Source organism: Streptomyces sp. FH025 (genome assembly GCF_017427025.1).
GTDB lineage: Bacteria > Actinomycetota > Actinomycetes > Streptomycetales > Streptomycetaceae > Kitasatospora.
The window spans coordinates 1-1,141 of record NZ_JAFLNG010001206.1 but is presented as its reverse complement, the minus strand read 5'-3'; the positions used below and the strand labels follow the sequence as shown (position 1 = coordinate 1,141).

General features: G+C 70.8%; 2 protein-coding genes. One reads left to right on the top strand and one right to left on the bottom strand.

From position 1 onward, the window contains the following. Positions 1-646: Tat pathway signal sequence domain protein (locus tag J0670_RS38445; RefSeq protein ID WP_207817406.1), on the top strand; the 646-nt coding region annotated here is incomplete at its 5' end. A gap of 90 nt (positions 647-736) precedes the next feature. On the opposite strand, the gene J0670_RS38440 is transcribed toward J0670_RS38445, so the two are convergent. Further along, positions 737-1,123 carry a hypothetical protein gene (locus J0670_RS38440; RefSeq protein WP_207817405.1) on the bottom strand — a complete coding sequence of 129 codons (387 nt, stop codon included), beginning with the start codon at positions 1,121-1,123 and terminating at the stop codon, positions 737-739. Positions 1,124-1,141 lie beyond the last annotated feature (18 nt).

Sequence of the window (1,141 nt, the reverse complement as noted above, 5' to 3'; positions counted from 1 at the left end):
CGCATCCCTCAGCGCCCTCGCCCTCACCGGCGCCGCAGTGGTCCCGGCCCACGCCGCCGCCACCGCCGTCCTGACCACCGGCGGCCCCACCGGGCCGGCCGTCTCCGTCGGCGACACCCTCACCGCGAGCCTGGTCTCCGGCACCGCCGCCACCTTCTACAGCAGTGCCACCGGGACCAGCGGCGTCAGCTGTGCCAGCTCCTCCTTCTCCGCGACCGTGACGTCCAACCCCGCCGCCCCCGGCAGCGCGGTCGAGCAGCTCAACACCCAGACCTTCGGCTCCTGCACGTCCAACGTCATCGGCGTGACGGGCGTGCGCAGCGTCACCGTCACCAGCCTGCCGTTCACCAACACGGTCAGCGACGCCGCGGGCTACCCGGTCTCGCTCACCCCCGGCTCGGCCGGCGTGATGGGCACCACCGTGGTGCTCAACACCATCCTGGGCAGCATCAGCTGCAACTACCAGAACAGCACCGGCATTTCGGGCACCGCCTCGAACACCGGCAACACCATCGGCTTCTCCCGCCAGGCGTTCACCCTGGTCTCCGGCCCGAGCCTGTGCTTCTCGACCGGCTACTTCAGCGCCACCTACGGCCCGGTCGCCGACAGCTCCGTCGCCGGCAGCCCGCTCCTGTACGTCAACTGACGCCCCCGGCACCACCGGAGGCAGACGAGCGGCGTACGGCCACCCGGCCGTACGCCGCCCCGCCGTGCGCGCTCGCTCACTCGCTCGCGGCTACGGCTTCAGCACGAAGAACGCCGTCATCATCACGCCAACGGCCAGGATCATCTGGTAGAAGACGCCCGGCGTCATGGCCTCGTCCTCCGACGCGCCCCTCGCCTTCGCCTCCATCAGCCGCCGGGCCAGCTTCCTGCGGTGGCCGACGATGCCCAGCGGGAACACCAGGACGAGCGTCGTGCACATCATCAGGACGGTCGCCGGCTCCCAGTGCTTCACCAGGTAGTGGAGGTACGCGAAGATCCCCACCACGACCGGCGCCAACGCCGTCCGCCACCGGTACTCCCGCGTGGGCATCGGCGGCACCAGCAACACCCAGTACAGCCCCATCGCCAGCGCCAGGATCCCCCACCACGTGGCCACATGCAGACCCAGTGGAGTCATGCCCCACCCCCCTCGTCA

Bases quoted from the DNA above. Each gene is read 5' to 3' on its own strand.
- J0670_RS38440 (WP_207817405.1), bottom strand. From the start codon at position 1,123: ATGACTCCACTGGGTCTGCATGTGGCCACGTGGTGGGGGATCCTGGCG.